The 14,907-nt window shown below is 64.9% G+C and carries 12 protein-coding genes; 8 read left to right on the top strand and 4 right to left on the bottom strand.

Features of this window, described 5'->3' with window-relative positions; all coding sequences use genetic code 11:
- The first annotated feature begins 204 nt into the window (after window positions 1-204).
- Genes ACP92_RS06475 through ACP92_RS06485 form a run of 3 tightly spaced genes read left to right on the top strand, consistent with a single transcriptional unit; the run spans window position 205 to window position 5,100 of the window.
- Window positions 205-1,542, top strand: coding sequence for a hypothetical protein (locus ACP92_RS06475; protein WP_041310350.1), 1,338 nt, complete (start codon window positions 205-207; stop codon window positions 1,540-1,542).
- Entirely contained in the window at window positions 1,535-2,287 is a 753-nt protein-coding gene (locus ACP92_RS06480; protein ID WP_013233321.1) for a hypothetical protein, read from the top strand. The genes ACP92_RS06475 and ACP92_RS06480 overlap by 8 nt, the downstream gene beginning before the upstream one ends.
- On the top strand, window positions 2,287-5,100 hold the full coding sequence (locus ACP92_RS06485; RefSeq protein WP_013233322.1) for an ATP-binding protein: 2,814 nt from the start codon (window positions 2,287-2,289) through the stop codon (window positions 5,098-5,100). The genes ACP92_RS06480 and ACP92_RS06485 overlap by 1 nt, the downstream gene beginning before the upstream one ends.
- Before the next feature lie 36 nt (window positions 5,101-5,136).
- On the opposite strand, the gene ACP92_RS06490 is transcribed toward ACP92_RS06485, so the two are convergent.
- The 4 genes from ACP92_RS06490 to ACP92_RS06505 form a co-directional block, all read right to left on the bottom strand.
- Window positions 5,137-6,843, bottom strand: coding sequence for a methyl-accepting chemotaxis protein (locus ACP92_RS06490; protein WP_013233323.1), 1,707 nt, complete (start codon window positions 6,841-6,843; stop codon window positions 5,137-5,139).
- A 502-nt stretch (window positions 6,844-7,345) separates the two neighbouring features.
- A complete protein-coding gene (pcaD, locus tag ACP92_RS06495; protein WP_013233324.1) occupies window positions 7,346-8,131 on the bottom strand; it encodes a 3-oxoadipate enol-lactonase in 786 nt (261 codons plus the stop codon).
- A 10-nt stretch (window positions 8,132-8,141) separates the two neighbouring features.
- Window positions 8,142-8,429, bottom strand: coding sequence for a muconolactone Delta-isomerase (gene catC / locus ACP92_RS06500; RefSeq protein WP_013233325.1), 288 nt, complete (start codon window positions 8,427-8,429; stop codon window positions 8,142-8,144).
- A 132-nt stretch (window positions 8,430-8,561) separates the two neighbouring features.
- Window positions 8,562-9,542, bottom strand: coding sequence for a LysR family transcriptional regulator (locus ACP92_RS06505; protein WP_013233326.1), 981 nt, complete (start codon window positions 9,540-9,542; stop codon window positions 8,562-8,564).
- A gap of 145 nt (window positions 9,543-9,687) precedes the next feature.
- Here ACP92_RS06505 and ACP92_RS06510 point away from each other — a divergent pair, with 145 nt between their 5' ends.
- From ACP92_RS06510 to benC, 5 genes are all read left to right on the top strand, one after another.
- Window positions 9,688-10,884, top strand: coding sequence for a muconate/chloromuconate family cycloisomerase (locus ACP92_RS06510; RefSeq protein ID WP_013233327.1), 1,197 nt, complete (start codon window positions 9,688-9,690; stop codon window positions 10,882-10,884).
- A 46-nt stretch (window positions 10,885-10,930) separates the two neighbouring features.
- On the top strand, window positions 10,931-11,866 hold the full coding sequence (catA, locus tag ACP92_RS06515) for a catechol 1,2-dioxygenase (protein ID WP_013233328.1): 936 nt from the start codon (window positions 10,931-10,933) through the stop codon (window positions 11,864-11,866).
- A gap of 85 nt (window positions 11,867-11,951) precedes the next feature.
- Window positions 11,952-13,340: a Rieske 2Fe-2S domain-containing protein gene (locus ACP92_RS06520; RefSeq protein ID WP_048348511.1), complete on the top strand. Its 1,389-nt coding sequence runs from the start codon at window positions 11,952-11,954 to the stop codon at window positions 13,338-13,340.
- On the top strand, window positions 13,337-13,831 hold the full coding sequence (gene benB / locus ACP92_RS06525; RefSeq protein ID WP_013233330.1) for a benzoate 1,2-dioxygenase small subunit: 495 nt from the start codon (window positions 13,337-13,339) through the stop codon (window positions 13,829-13,831). Before ACP92_RS06520 ends, benB begins: the two co-directional genes overlap by 4 nt.
- Window positions 13,832-13,851: 20 nt before the next feature.
- On the top strand, window positions 13,852-14,907 hold the full coding sequence (gene benC, locus ACP92_RS06530) for a benzoate 1,2-dioxygenase electron transfer component BenC (protein ID WP_013233331.1): 1,056 nt from the start codon (window positions 13,852-13,854) through the stop codon (window positions 14,905-14,907).

Raw genomic sequence — 14,907 nt, forward strand, 5'->3', positions numbered from 1 at the left:
GTTTTTGACCTGTTCTAGCGTTTTTTGGCGACAGTTGTGCTTAAATTGACAACAATAAAGGTTCTTCTGCGCAATTGCCCGGCCTTGGGAGGCCCGGCGGATTGGATGCAAACCGGCCCGCCTGATAAACTTGCCGATCCGCCTGATTTACGGGCCGGCTGATAGGCCGGTTTCCAGGCAGTCCTGGCCAACCCCAACGATAAATTGACAGAAGAATTCGACCCCGCCCCCCTTGGCGACGAGCATGAATCCGGCTCCTTCGAGAGCTATTTCCGCGACCCCTCGCAGGCCACGGAAGCGCCGCTGGCCTGGAGCCTGGGCCAGCGGCTGGACGTGCTGGATGCGCTGCGCGGGCTGGTCTCCGGCGGCCAGGCAGCGGCGCGCCTGCGCATCTGGGTGTTCCTGGAGCTGGCGGCCCTGCCGCAAGGCCGCCTGCAGCGTGAAGACCTGAACCAGCTGTTCTATGCCCTCAAGCCCGAGGCCATGGAAGCCGCCCTCAAACGCCTGCGCGACCTGGGCCTTCTGGTCTGGAACGCCACCGACCAGGATTACCAGCTCCCGCCCATCGCCCAGCAGGTGCAAGCCTTGCTGGCCCCGTTGACGCGCGCCGTGGGCGAGGATGACGAGATGGCCGCGCTGCTGTCCCAGGTTGCCGGCGCGCAGGCGCTGGGCCTGTCCGACGCCAGCCAGATCCGTCACCTGCACGCCCAGCTGGCGCGCCTGCACGACCAGTTCGCCGACGCCATCGAAAGCGGCTCGGAAGCCCTGCTGCGGCAGGCCCAGCCGCGCTTCGAACGCGCCCTCAAGCTGGTCAACAGGGCCGGCGAAGCCCTCACCGCCCTGATCCGCAGCGAACACGCCGATGCCCGCCTGGAGCGCGAAGCCCGCGCCCTGGGCAATGGCCAGGCGCGCCTGCTGACCATGGCCAGCCAGTTCACCCGCGCCCTGCAACAGGCCGACCGCCAGCGCGTCACCCTGGGCAGCACCGGCGTGACCAGTTCGGACGTGCGGCGCTGGCTGCAACTGCATCCCGACCTGTCGTCCCTGATGGGCGAGGCCTTGTCCATCGGTGTGAAACCCGTCTTCGTCAGCGGCCACGAATTGCTGGATGTGGCCGAGGGCGAGTTCGAACGCGACCGCCCCGACACCCAGCGCTCGCAAGGCCTGCCGCCGCCGGCCCAGGCGGTGGAGGGCAAGATCGAAGCCCTGCGCATGCCCGCCGAACTGGGCGAACTGATCGAGCAACTGGGCCGCCTGGGCGCCTTGCCCAGCGCTGAGGATGCGGCGGAGCTGCAACCACAGCCACTGTCCTCGGTGGTGCTGGGCGGCAGTTTTGGCAAGGCCGCCTATCGGCTGCAACTGCTGCCGCTCTTGGGCGATCGCCAGGCCCAGACCCTGCAGGGCCAGACCGGCGACCTGGCGCGCCTGCCCTGGCAAGCCGGCTTCCTGCCGCGCGTAGAAAAAACCGATGACCCCGATGTGGCCGCCATGAGCGCCGGAGCCATCCATCCAGATCCATCCCGGGAAAGACCGAATGAGTGAGACCCTAGACGAGGCAGGCCTGCTGGCCGCCGAACTGCTGGCGCGCCGCTGGCTGCCCCGCAAGCATCCCCGCGTGCGCCGCGCCCTGGTCGACGCCGACCTCTGGCAAGCCCTGCAAGACCGCCTGACCCAGGTCGGCCTGCGCCTGGTGGACAACATCCACGCCGACCATATCAGCGTGGCCCTGGTGCGCCCGGCCGAGTACGCCGTCTTCGGCGAAGCCGGCATGAACGCCAACAACAACCTTGAACTGCCGCGCGATGCGATTTCGCTGCTGGTGGTGCTATGGTCGCTGATCGTGCTGCCCAAGCGCGAGCGCCAGTCGGCCCGCGCTGCCGGCGACGCCGGCGAACAGCAGGAAGAAATGTTCCAGACCGACAAGCCCATGCCCAGCGCCGCCGAGGTCAGTCCGGTGGTGTCGTACAAGTCGCTGCTGGCTGACTTTGGCGCGCAACTGGGCAAGAAGATGCGCATGGACGGCAATCTGCGCCGCCTGGAGGCGCACGGCTTCATCGTGCGGCGCGGCGATGACATCGCCGAAGGTCCCTTGCTGGACCTGCTGCTGGACTACGACGCCCTGGCCCCGCGCATCCTCGATGGCGCGCTGGGCGATGTGCTGGCCCGCGCCGGCGCCCGCGAGCCGGGCCCCGAGGCTGATCACGAGAGTGATCAGGACGACGCTGCCGCCACCGACCCATCCGACCCATCCGAACCAGCCGAACCAGCCGCCGAGGGAGACGCCTGATGTTCCACCTGCAATCCCTGGAACTGCTGCAGTGGGACTACTGCCAGCGCCTGACCCTGCCGCTGGACGGCTCCATCATCACCATCGCCGGCCCCAACGGCTCGGGCAAGACCACGCTGCTGGACGCCATGCGCACCCTGCTGGGCCTGGAATGCTCGGGCGGACGCAGCTACAAGACCTACGCCCGCCACGCCAATGCCGACACCACCTGGCTGCGCGCCACCGTAGACAACCGTCCGCATGGCCGCCAGACTTCGACCCGGCCCTTCGCCCGCAACCTGCTCTATGCCGACCAGGTCACGCTGGCCTGTCGCATCGAGCGCAATGGCGGCGACTGGCAGCGGCGCTATTGCATGAGCGATGGCGACGTCGCCATCGAAACCCTGGCGCAATTGCCCGAGAAGGATTGGCTGGGCCTGGACCATTGGCGCAAGCGCCTGGAGGGCGCTGGCCTGTCGCGTGCGATTGCCCGCGTGCTGGCGCTGGAACAGGGCCAGACCGACCGCCTGTGCGAATTCTCGCCCAAGGAATTGCTGCGGCTGGTGTTTGAAGTCTTCGGTGACCAGGAAGTGCTGGACCGCTACGAAGAAGCGCGCCGTCACCAGCGCGACCTGGCCGCCGAGGTCACGCTGGCCGAGCAGGAACTGGCCTACAGCGAAGCCCAACTGGCCCAGCTCGACAGCCGCGTCACCCTGTATCGCCAATACCAGGGCAAGCTGCGCGAGCGCGAAACCCTGGCCACTGAAGTGATCCCGGTATTGCGCTGGCATGAAGAACGCCAGGGCACAGCCCACCGCCTGCGCGAATTGCATCGCCAGCGCCTGCATCACAACAGCCAGCGCCGCCAGCGCAGCAGCGACACGCTGCAATTGTCGGCGCTGCTGACCCAGCAGCAGGCCGCCCGCGAGAAGGTGGCGACGCTGGAGCGCGACAAGGCCGAGGCCCAGCAGGCCCAGCAAAAGGCCCGCGATGCCGAGAAGCCGGTGGAAGAACTGGTCAAGCAGGCCGACGAACTGCTGGCCCTGTCGGCAGTGGAGGGCGACGCTGCCCAACTGTTGGCGCGGGTGGAAGAACTGGAACAGAACAAGAGCGATCTGCATGACCGCTGGCGCGCCCTGGAGCAGCAACGCAAGGACGCCCAGGAGGCGCTCGAGCGCGTCTCCGGGCAACGCCAGGCGCCCAAGCCGGGCGACGTCCAGCAGTTCACCCGCAGCCTGCGCCAGGCCGGCATTGCGCACCACATCCTGGCCGACGTCATCGAGATCAGCGACGATCACTGGCGCGCTGCGGCCGAAGGCGTGCTGCGCGCATCCTGCTGGGTGGTGGTGCTGGAGGACCCCAAGGATGAAGCCGCCGCCATGGCCCTGGCCGAGCGCGAGCGCTATCGTCACTACGTCGTCGCTGACGCGGCCAGCGCACCGGACAAGCCCAATGCCGACAGCCTCCTGGCGGTATTGCGCTTCTCGGCCAAGGCGCCGTCCTGGCTGCTGCGCCAGCTGGCCCAGATCCGCCGCGTGGACGACACGGTCGAAGGGGCCAGCGTGGGCGGTGAATGGATCACCCCGCAAGCCTACTGGCGCGATGGCCGGGGCGGACGCAGCGTCTGGCGCGATCCGGGCGACTACCAGTTCGGCGCCGCCGCCATGGCTTCGCGCCAGGCCTCGATCCAGAAGCGCCTGGCCAGCCTGGACGAACAGCTCACCGACATCGTGCTCAAGCAAAGCGAAGTCAAGCGCCAGCTCGACGCCGCCAAGAAAGCCACCCAGGGCCACCTGGCCGCCGAAGCCCTGGCGCGCCGCAGTGAAGAATTCGAAGAGGCGCGCCGTCAGCTGCCCTCGCTGCGCCAGGCCCGCATGGCCGCCAGCGAACGCTGGTCGCAGCTGGACCTGCACCATGCCGCCGCCATCGAACAGCGCACCATCATCGATGGCAAGCACGCCGCCCTGGAGCGCCGCCTGCGCGAGAGCGAAGGCGACCTGGCCGGACAGGAACGCGAATGGCGTGTACGCCACGACGAGCAGCGCGCCCGCGCGCTGGCCTCGCGGGCGCAGAAGGCCGGCTTCCCGCAGCGCTGGATCAGTGGCGCATCCCTGCAATTGCTGTACGAAAAATACACGAATGCCAAGCAAGCCGAACTGCGCATGACCTCGGTGGAAAACGAACTGGAAAGCGGCCAGTGGGAAAAGGACGGCACCGTCGAAGACAAGCACCTGATCATGCAAGGCACCGTGGGCAACCAGCGCAATGAGCTCGATGCCCGCAAGATCAGCAATGCCCAGGCCGAGGAAGCCGTGGGTAATGCCCGTGAGCGCTACATCGATGTGCTGCGCGCCACCGTGCGGCGCTATCGCAAGAACATCATCGACCTGGGTGCGCTGGCTGGCGTGATCGTCAGCGCCGAGCTGCCGCACCTGGACAATGACGACGCCGTGCTGCGCCAGGCGGAGCTGAAGGTCAGCTTCAACTTCGATGGCAAGGGTGAGATTGGCTTGAACGACGGCGAGGCGTCGGGCGGGCAGCAGGTGATCAAGTCGCTGATCCTGCTGGTGGGTTTGTTGAAGGACGACGACATGCCCGGCGGTTTCGTCTTCATCGACGAACCCTTTGCCCACCTTGATGTACGCAACATCCAGCTGGTCGGCAACTTCCTCAAGTCGACCCGGGCGCAATACGTGTTGACCACGCCGATCACGCATAACGTCGAAGTCTTCGAGCCCGCCGATATCACCCTGGTGACCTCGAAGAAACCGCGCGAAGCCCGCTGGGCGCCTCCCATCGGGGTCTTGCAGCGGCGCCTGCGGCTGGACGCCTGAGGCGGCACAGGCCGCCCCGGCGTCCGTTGGGGCGGGCTAGGCGACCACCATCATTCCCATCGCAGTGGGCGTCTTGAAGGCGCCCACCAGGTCGGTGAGCTTGTGGGCTTGCATCTGCATCGATTCGGACGCCGCCGAGGCCTGTTCGACCAGGGCCGCATTCTGTTGCGTGACCTGGTCCATCTGGTTGATGGCCTGCTGGATCTGTTCGATGCCGCTGGCCTGTTCCTGGCTGGCGTTGCTGATGCCGGTGATGATCTCGGTGACCCGCTGCACGCTCTCCACCACTTCCCGCATGGTGCTGCCGGCTTCGTTGACCAGGGTGCTGCCGGCCTCCACCTTGCTGACCGAATTGTCGATGAGGGTCTTGATCTCCTTGGCGGCTGCGGCCGAGCGCTGCGCCAGGCTGCGCACTTCGGTGGCCACCACGGCGAAGCCGCGTCCCTGCTCGCCGGCGCGGGCCGCTTCCACGGCGGCGTTCAGGGCCAGGATGTTGGTCTGGAAGGCGATGCCATCGATCACGGCGATGATATCGACGATGCGCTTGGACGATTCATTGATGGCGCCCATCGTATCGACCACACGGGCGACCACCTCGCCACCCCGGACCGCCACGCCCGATGCGGTATTGGCCAACTCGCTGGCCAGGCGCGCGTTGCCGGCATTCTGCTTCACGGTGGAGGTCAGTTCTTCCATGGAGGAGGCGGTCTCTTCCAGGGAGCTGGCCTGCTGTTCCGTGCGGGACGACAGGTCCAGTGTGCCCGAGGCGATTTCATTGGCCGAGGTATTGATGTACTGGGCGCCGTTGCGCACGTCCAGCACGATGGTCTGCAGGCCGGACTGCATGATGGTCAGTGCTTCCAGCAATTCACCGGTCTCACCCTTGATCGCGGGATCGATCTGCGCGGTCAGGTCGCCATGGGCGACACGCCGGGCCACCGATGCCGCATGCGCCAGCGGATTGCGGATGGCGTGGTAGACCAGCATGAGCGTGCAGGCCAATACCACCAGTGCAATGGCGATGAGACTGTAGAACAAGGTAGCCATGTGCGTTGCTTGCGCACGGGCGCTTTCGACCTGCTCTGTGGTGCGGGCGTCGAGCAGGGCGAAGAACTCATCGACCGGGCGCATGATCTTGGCCTTGTAGACGTGGTAGGCATGGTTATGCATCAGCTCGCGCGCCTGCGCCAGGTCGGGGTCGGCGCGCTTGGTGAAATTGCCCTGGGCGTCCGCGTAGAGGCCCTTGACCATGTTCATGGCGATGACCTCGGTCTTGACCAGCGCGTCCGAATTGTTTTTCGCTTCTTCCAGCTTGCCCATTTCGGCGGCCGTAAAGCCGGCAGCGCGCATGAGGTCGGTGAGCGCCACGTGCTGGTTCGAATCCGGCCGTGGCGCCTTGCCGTCGGCGGCCACGAAGTCCCAATAGATCCGTCCGTAATGTTCAGGGCGCGCCTTCTTGCCGTTGCGGATGTCGAGGATGGCTTCGTATTGCTGTTCATAGGACGGATCGCCAGTGACCACATAGGTGCGGGCCAGCCGGGTCAGATCGTCGGAGCTCTGGCGCAATTCGGTGGCCAGCAGGAAGGACGCATAGCGGCTTTCGTTGGCGGCGTTGAGCCTGGCGTCGTAGCGGTCCACGGCCAGGGCGGCCAGAACGATCAGCGTCATCAGCACGGTGATCACTGCGGTGAGCATGATGAAGATTTGGCGGATGCTGAAGCGGGAGACTAGCGAGATTTTCATGGCGGACCCCTATGTAAGATCAAGTCAATCGGGGCGGATCCTTTATCTCGCCCCGAATCGATACTGCTGAAGGCCGCATGGGCTTGACGGCGCCGTGCAACAGCTGCCACCGCCTGGCTCGTCAAAACGGCCGCTGTTCTGCCCTTGAGCTGGAACCGGGGCGCCGTCCGGGCTGGCCGCCTTCCGCGCCGCCCGTGTCTGCAACGAAGCACAAATTTCTATCAAAGAATCACAAATTCGTTATAATCAATTTAATAAACAAAATATGATTAAATTGATGGATTTAATTTACATGCGGGCGAATCTTTTTTCAAGGAAATTATTTGTGTGGATTCGCACGCTGGGTTAGCTGCGACAGCGGGGAGCGCACATGCCGCAGCCTTGGACAGGCGGGGAGAAAGGGCAAAGAGAGAAGGGGAGAAGGGGAAGCAGATTACGGGAACAACAGAGGGAATGGGCGGCGTGGCCCGGCGCGGCGCTGAAGCAGCGCCGCGCAATCCGGTCAGGGCTGGCCGGTCAGGAACTGCACCACGGCCTGGGTAAAGGCGGCGGCTTGCTGCTGGTTGGAGATATGCGCGGCATCGAACTCCACATACTGCGCTCCCGGAATGGTAGCGCGCATGAACTGTGCATCGGCCGGCGGTGTGGGCACATCGCCGCTGCCGGCAATGATCAGGGTGGGGGCGCGGATGCCGGCAATGGCCTCGCGCAGGTCATGGTCGCGCACGGCCGCACAGGCCGCGGCATAGCCTTCGGCGGGCGTGGCCAGCAACATCGCGGTCAGCGCTTGGACCTGCTGGGGATGCGCCTGGGCATACTCCGGCGTGAGCCAGCGGGACACCACCGCGCCGGCAATGGCCCCCAGGCCCTCGCGGCGGACGGTCTCGATGCGGCTGTTCCAGGCTTCGGCCGTGCCGATCTTGGCGCCGGTGTTGCAGAGGATCAGTTTGTTGATGCGCTGCGGATGATGCACGGCCAGCCACATGAAGGTGCTGCCCCCCATGGACAGGCCGCAGAAATGCGCTTGGGCGATCCCGAGATGGTCCAGCAGGGCGATCACATCACTGCCCAGCTGGGCGATGCTGCACTCGCCCGGCGTGACCTCGGACTGGCCGTGACCGCGCGTGTCGTAGCGCAGCACGCGGAAGTGCTGCAGCCACTGCGGCATCTGCGGATCCCACATCGATAGCGAGGTCCCCAGCGAGTTCGACAGCACCAGCACCGGCAGCGAAGCATCGCCCTCCAGTTGATAGTGCAGCCGGATGGCGTTGACGTTGGCAAAAGGCATCGAGGTCCCCTCAGCCGATCTGGGCAATGGCTGACGGATGCTGGGTCAGCGGCGTGACCGAGATGGTCATGAAGGGATACAGCGGCAGGGCCGAGAGGATGTTGTGCAGTTCGTCATTGCCCGAGACATTGAAGATGCTCACATTGGCGTACTGGCCCACCACGCGCCACAGGTCGCGCCACTTGCCCTCGCGCTGCAGCTTCTGCGACATCTCCTTCTCGTCCTTCTTCAACTGGTCGGCGACGGCCTTGTCCAGCGTGGCGGGGATATTCACTTGCATTTGAACCATGAACAGCATGATGTCTTCTCCATTGTCGTGATGAGGGGCGCTTGCCTGCGGGCGCGCTGATGATGCTCGCTATGTTGTTCGATAAACGAACAATAATCCTTTATTCGCACAGGCCAGTGTAGGCGTGCGCGGCTGGCGCTGTCAACCTTCGCCGGGATCGCCAGGATCGGCAGGCTTGCGCTGGGGGATGGGAAAACCGGTGGCCGGGAAGGAGTTGGTATCGATGTCCAGCCAGGCCGGATGTTCGGCATACATGTCGGCCACCAGCCGTTTGACGGCCTCGATGTACCAGGCGTTGTCGTTGATGCGATGGGTCAGGATGATGGGCGAGGTCGCGCGTGCATCGTCGATGAGACGATAGTGCAGGTCATTGCGCAGCCGCGCCGAGGCCGGGATCAGGCAGATCCCCGATTCGGCCGCCACCAGGCCCAGCGCGGTCTGGATCTCGCGCACCTCGTGCACTTCGGCCGGGTGGATGTCCTGGTCGTTGAGCAGGCTCAGGATGTGGTCGGCGAAGCTGGGACGCGGCTCCTTGGGGTAGACGATCAGCTTTTGCCCATGCACCTCCTTGAGGCTCACGCGCTGGTTGCTGCCGGCCAGCGCGAAGGAGGGCGGAATGGCCAGCACCAGCTTTTCCTCGCGCAGCACGATGCGCGCCACCGTGGCGTCATTGCTGCGGATGCGGCCAAAGCCCACATCGATGCGGCCCGACTTGAGCGCGGCGAATTGCTGCATCGAGGTCAGCTCCAGCAACTGGATGTCGACCTCCGGATAGTGCTGGCGCAACTTGCGCACCAGCATCGGCAGGCCGCCATAGAGGGTGGAGGCGACAAAGCCGATGGAGAGGGTCTGGCGCTGGTTCAGGCCGATTTGCTGCGTTGCATTCTTGAGCTGGTCCAGGCGATTGAGGATCTGCAGGGCTTGTTCATAGAACACCCGTCCGGCCTCGGTCAGCCGCAGCGGACGGCTGTTGCGCAGCAAGAGCTGCACCCCCAGCTCTTCCTCCAGCAGCTGGATCTGCCGGCTCAGCGGCGGCTGGGCGATGTGCAACTGCTCGGAGGCGCGGGTGAAGTTGCGCGTGTTGGCGACGGCGACGAAGTATTTCAGTTGTCTGATGTCCATGGTCCAAAAATCATATCCCAGGCGCACTAAACCTGTCTAATTCGGCCTTTTTTGTGCATTTGCGAGAATACTATATAAAAAAGGTATGAAACTAGACGTATTTGGTGTTGGCAATGGATGGCCTTCCGGGTGTTCAATGCAGGTCATGGAGACGACACTACACAACATCACTGCGGCAGGCCCGGCGCTGATCGACCGGGTCGAGACCTTCCTGGTCGATTTGCCGACGATCCGGCCCCATCAGCTGTCGATGGCCACCATGAACGGCCAGACCCTGATGCTGGTGCGCCTGTACTGTTCCGACGGCAGCATCGGCGTAGGCGAGGGCACCACCATCGGCGGCCTGGCCTATGGCGCCGAGTCGCCCGAGGGCATGAAGCTGGCCATCGATACCTATTTCGCTCCGCTGCTGCTGGGCGCGGACGCCAGCCAAATCCCGGCCATCATGGCGCGCCTGAACAAGGCCATCTGCGACAACCGCTTCGCCAAATGCGCCATCGAGACGGCGCTCTTCGATGCGCTGGGCCAGCGCACTGGCCTGCCGGTGTCGCAGTTGCTGGGCGGACGTTCGCGCGAGAGCCTGCCCATCGCCTGGACCCTGGCCTCGGGCGATACCGCCAAGGATATCGATGAGGCCGAGCGCATGCTGGCCCAGCGTCGTCACAACATCTTCAAGCTCAAGATCGGGCGCCGCGAGGTGGACGCTGACGTCGCCCACGTGGCCGCCATCAAGAAGGCGCTGGGGGACCGCGGCGCGGTGCGGGTCGATGTGAACATGGCCTGGAGCGAGCTGGAAGCCCAGCGCGGACTGGCCGGACTGGTCGATGCCGGCTGCGAGCTGGTGGAGCAGCCCGTGGCCTCGCCCCAGGCGCTGGCGCGTCTGAAGGGCCGGCACGCCATCGCCATCATGGCCGACGAATCCCTGACCGGCCCGGCCTCGGCGTTTGCGCTGGCGCGCATCGGCGGCGCGGATGTGTTCGCCATCAAGATCGAACAATCCGGCGGCCTGCGCGCAGCCCAGCAGGTGGCCGCCATCGGCGACGCCGCCGGCATCGAGCTGTACGGCGGCACCATGCTCGAAGGCGCCATCGGCACCATCGCTTCGGCCCATGCCTTCGCCACCTTCCGCGAACTGCAATGGGGGACCGAACTGTTCGGTCCGCTGCTGCTGACCGAGGAAATCCTGGCCGAGCCCTTGCAGTACCAAGATTTCCAGCTGGCCATCCCCCACCGTCCCGGCCTGGGCATTACGCTCGACGAAGAGCGGCTACAGTATTTCCGGCGCGACCGCAAACAGGGCGCGACAGTGACAGCAGTGAGGCCGGCCAAGCTGGCCGGATAGAACAATAACCCCATCGGCAATCAATAAATCCAAAAGGAGACGCAACATGGCAGCCAAGATTTTCAGCACCCGCGAAGTACAAGATTTCCTGCGCCTGGCCAGTGGCCTGGACACCGAAGGCGGCAACCCGCGCACCAAGCAGATCGTCCACCGCATCCTGTCCGACCTGTTCAAGACCATCGAAGACCTGGAAATCACTTCCGACGAATACTGGGCCGGCGTGGCCTACATCAACCGCCTGGGCACGGCCCACGAAGCCGGCCTGCTCTCACCGGGCCTGGGCCTGGACCGCTTCCTGGACATGCGCATGGATGCCGAAGACGCCGCCCTGGGCATCGCCGGCGGCACCCCGCGCACCATCGAAGGTCCGCTGTACGTGGCCGGCGCGCCGGTAGAACAGGGCTTCGCCCGCCTGGACGATGGCAGCGACAAGTCCGGCCAGACCATCATCATGCACGGCACCGTCTACGGCGCCGATGGCAAGCCCATGCCGGGCGCCCAGGTCGAGGTCTGGCACGCCAACACCAAGGGCTTTTATTCGCACTTCGACCCGACCGGTGAACAGAAGCCCTTCAACATGCGCCGCACCATCATCACCGATGCCCAGGGCCGCTACAAATTCCGCAGCATCATGCCGACCGCCTACGGCTGCCCGCCGGCCGGCCCCACCCAGGGCTTGCTCAATGCCCTGGGCCGCCACGGCAACCGTCCGGCGCACATCCACTTCTTCGTCACTGCCGAAGGCCATCGCAAGCTGACCACCCAGATCAACATCGAAGGCGATCCGCTGATCTACGACGACTTCGCCTACGCCACCCGCGAAGGCCTGGTGCCGCCGCTGGTGGAGCGCACCGACGCCGCCAGCATCAAGGCCGAAGGACTGGAGGGGCCGTTCGCCGAGATCGTCTTCGACATCAAGCTGACTTCGTTGGTCAACGGCGCCGACAACCAGATCGTCGACCGTCCGCGCCTGGCAGCCTGACGCTACCCCACCTGCCCCCGCCGTGCGCTGCGCCGCGATGCCTGTCATCGCGCGGGGGCGGCTTGCACCCTGGAGAGACCGCACCATGAACACCACCGCCGCCGCCGATCGGTATGACGAGCTCGACACCCTGCTGCAGAGCGCCCTGCAGGAAGACAAGGACAATGGCGTCTTCCGCTGCCGTCGCGACATCTTCACCAACCCCGACCTGTTCGAACTGGAGATGAAGCACCTGTTCGAATCGAACTGGGTCTACCTGGCCCATGAAAGCCAGATCCCCGAGATCAACGATTACTACACCACCTGGATCGGCCGCCAGCCGGTGGTCATCACCCGCGACAAGAGCGGCCAGCTCAACGCCGTCATCAACGCCTGCGCCCACAAGGGGGCCATGCTGTGCCGGCGCAAGCACGGCAACAAGAGCAGCTTCACCTGTCCCTTCCACGGCTGGACCTTTTCCAACAGCGGCAAGCTGCTCAAGGTCAAGGATGAGAAGACCACCGAGTATCCGGTCTCCTTCAACAAGAATGGCTCCCACGACCTGACCCGTGTGGCGCGTTTCCAGAGCTATCGCGGCTTCCTCTTCGGCAGCCTCTCCGAGGACGTGCTGCCGCTGGAAGAGTACCTGGGCGAGACCCGTGTGATCATCGACCAGATCGTCGACCAGGCCCCCAATGGCCTGGAAGTCCTGCGCGGCAACTCCAGCTACCTCTACGACGGCAACTGGAAGATGCAGATGGAAAACGGCTGCGATGGCTACCACGTCAGCTCGGTCCACTGGAACTATGCCGCTACCATGAGCCGCCGCAAGGAAGGCGGCACCAAGGCCACCGACGCCAACAACTGGAGCAAGGCGGTGGCCGGGGTGTATGGCTTCGAGAATGGCCACATCCTGCTGTGGACCAATACCCTGAACCCCGAAGTGCGCCCGATCTGGAACCAGCGCGAAGAATTGGCGGCCCGCGTGGGCCAGGCGCGCGCCGATACCATCGTGGCCCAGACCCGCAACCTGTGCCTGTATCCCAACGTGTTCCTGATGGACCAGTTCGGCACGCAGATCCGCGTGGCCCGTCCCATCAGCGTGGACAAGACCGAGATCAGCATCTTCTGCTTCGCTCCCAAGGGCGAGAGCGAGGAAGACCGCCGCGTGCGCATCCGCCAGTACGAGGACTTCTTCAACGTCTCCGGCATGGGCACGGCGGACGACCTGGAAGAATTCCGCGCCTGCCAGGCTGGCTATGCCGGTTCGGCCGTGCGCTGGAATGACATGAGCCGCGGCGCGCCGCTGTGGAAGGAAGGTCCGGACGAGAACGCCCGCAAGATGGGCATGCACCCCAAGTTGAGCGGTGAGCGCAGCGAAGACGAAGGCCTGTTCGTCTGCCAGCACCACTACTGGACCGAACAGATGCGCAAGGCTGTGAAGAAGGAACGCGCCGCTGCACAGCAGGGATCACAACAAGGAGCACAAGCATGAGCCAGTCCACCTCACTCAATGCCATCTGCGCCTTCCTCTACCGTGAAGCCCGCTACCTGGACGAGCGCCAGTGGGAGCAATGGCTGGAGCTGTACGCGCCCGACGTCGAATACTGGATGCCGGCCTGGGACGATGACGACCAGATCACCGAAGACCCCCAGCGCGAGATCTCGCTGATGTACTACGCCAACCGCGATGGCCTGGAAGACCGCGTCTTCCGCATCAAGACCGAGCGTTCCAGCGCCTCCATGCCGGAGCCGCGCACCAGCCACATGATCGCCAATGTCGAGGTCCTGGACGAGCAGGGCGACGTCGTGGAGGTGCGCTACAACTTCCACACCCTGTCGCACCGCTACAAGATCACCGACCAGTTCTTCGGCACCGTGCTGGCCACGTTGCGCAAGGTCGAGGGCGGCTTCGTCATCGCCCGCAAGAAGATCGTGCTGAAGAATGACTATATCCGCCAGGTCATCGACGTCTATCACGTCTGACCGGCAGCAGGAGACAGAAGATGAGCAGCTATCGCATCGCCTTGAATTTCGAGGATGGGGTGACCCGCATCATTGATTGCGGCGCCAAGGAAAAAGTCCTGGATGCGGCCTTCCGCAATCGCATCAACCTGCCCATGGATTGTTCCGACGGCGTCTGCGGCACCTGCAAGTGCCGCGCCGAGAGCGGCCTCTACGACCTGGGCGATGACTACATCGACGATGCGCTCAGCAGCGACGAAGCCGGTGCAGGCATGGTGCTGACCTGCCAGATGGTGCCGCAGTCCGACTGCGTCATCGCCGTGCCGGTCGCCTCGACCGCCTGCAAGACTGGCACCGCCAGTTTCACCGGCAAGGTGGCCGGACTCAGCGACCTGGGGGGCGCGGCCTTTGAACTGGTGCTGGAGGCGCCGGCCAATGCACCGGCCTTCCTGCCCGGACAGTACGTCAACATCGGCGTGCCGGGCAGTGGCCAGCACCGTTCCTATTCGTTCAGCTCGCCCTCGGGCGCGAGCCGCATGAGTTTCCTCATCAAGAACGTCCCCGGCGGCTTGATGAGCAACTGGCTGGCCGGCGCCAGCGAGGGGGCTACGCTGGAGCTGACCGGGCCGCTGGGCAGCTTCTACCTGCGACCGGTCAAGCGTCCGGTGCTGATGCTGGCCGGCGGTACCGGGCTGGCGCCTTTCCTGTCGATGCTGGAGGAACTGGCGCAGCAAGGACTGGATCAGCCGGTCCACCTGATCTATGGCGTCACCCGCGACCAGGACCTGGTGCTGGTGGAGCGTCTGCAAGCGCTGGCGGATCGTCTGCCCGGCTTCAGCTTCACCACCTGCGTGGCCGATCCCGCCACCACCCATGCACGCCAGGGCTATGTGACCCAGCACATGCCCGCTGCGGTGCTGCACGATGGCAATGTGGACGTCTACCTGTGCGGCCCGCCGCCGATGGTGGAGGCGGTGCAGAAGCACTTCCAGGCCACGGGCATGCAGCCGGCCAGCTTCTATTACGAGAAGTTCGCCTCCAGCCAGCCGGCGGTGGCCTCAGCGTCGGCAGCGGCGGCAGCGGCGGCTGCAGTATGA

The organism is Herbaspirillum seropedicae, assembly GCF_001040945.1.
Classification (GTDB): Bacteria; Pseudomonadota; Gammaproteobacteria; order Burkholderiales; family Burkholderiaceae_D; genus Herbaspirillum; species Herbaspirillum seropedicae.

Coding starts and splice junctions, on each gene's coding strand:
- benB (WP_013233330.1), top strand. CDS start 13,337: ATGAGCCAGTCCACCTCACTCAATGCCATCTGCGCCTTCCTCTACCGT.
- catA (WP_013233328.1), top strand. CDS start 10,931: ATGGCAGCCAAGATTTTCAGCACCCGCGAAGTACAAGATTTCCTGCGC.
- ACP92_RS06510 (WP_013233327.1), top strand. CDS start 9,688: ATGGAGACGACACTACACAACATCACTGCGGCAGGCCCGGCGCTGATC.
- ACP92_RS06505 (WP_013233326.1), bottom strand. CDS start 9,542: ATGGACATCAGACAACTGAAATACTTCGTCGCCGTCGCCAACACGCGC.
- benC (WP_013233331.1), top strand. CDS start 13,852: ATGAGCAGCTATCGCATCGCCTTGAATTTCGAGGATGGGGTGACCCGC.
- pcaD (WP_013233324.1), bottom strand. CDS start 8,131: ATGCCTTTTGCCAACGTCAACGCCATCCGGCTGCACTATCAACTGGAG.
- ACP92_RS06520 (WP_048348511.1), top strand. CDS start 11,952: ATGAACACCACCGCCGCCGCCGATCGGTATGACGAGCTCGACACCCTG.
- ACP92_RS06490 (WP_013233323.1), bottom strand. CDS start 6,843: ATGAAAATCTCGCTAGTCTCCCGCTTCAGCATCCGCCAAATCTTCATC.
- ACP92_RS06485 (WP_013233322.1), top strand. CDS start 2,287: ATGTTCCACCTGCAATCCCTGGAACTGCTGCAGTGGGACTACTGCCAG.
- ACP92_RS06480 (WP_013233321.1), top strand. CDS start 1,535: ATGAGTGAGACCCTAGACGAGGCAGGCCTGCTGGCCGCCGAACTGCTG.
- catC (WP_013233325.1), bottom strand. CDS start 8,429: ATGCTGTTCATGGTTCAAATGCAAGTGAATATCCCCGCCACGCTGGAC.